Annotated in this window: 1 protein-coding gene; it reads left to right on the top strand. The window is 48.9% G+C overall.

Annotation, left to right across the window (positions count from 1 at the left end):
- Positions 1 to 468: class A beta-lactamase (gene bla / locus SB775_RS27450; protein ID WP_410864293.1), on the top strand; the 468-nt coding region annotated here is incomplete at both ends.

Genomic DNA, 468 nt, shown 5'->3' with positions numbered 1-468 from the left:
ACGCTGGTGAAAGTAAAAGATGCTGAAGATCAGTTGGGTGCACGAGTGGGTTACATCGAACTGGATCTCAACAGCGGTAAGATCCTTGAGAGTTTTCGCCCCGAAGAACGTTTTCCAATGATGAGCACTTTTAAAGTTCTGCTATGTGGCGCGGTATTATCCCGTATTGACGCCGGGCAAGAGCAACTCGGTCGCCGCATACACTATTCTCAGAATGACTTGGTTGAGTACTCACCAGTCACAGAAAAGCATCTTACGGATGGCATGACAGTAAGAGAATTATGCAGTGCTGCCATAACCATGAGTGATAACACTGCGGCCAACTTACTTCTGACAACGATCGGAGGACCGAAGGAGCTAACCGCTTTTTTGCACAACATGGGGGATCATGTAACTCGCCTTGATCGTTGGGAACCGGAGCTGAATGAAGCCATACCAAACGACGAGCGTGACACCACGATGCCTGCA

It is taken from the genome of Peribacillus sp. SIMBA_075 (genome assembly GCF_046534585.1).
The sequence above is the reverse complement of the archived record's forward strand: the minus strand, read 5'-3'. Positions and strand labels throughout refer to the sequence as shown.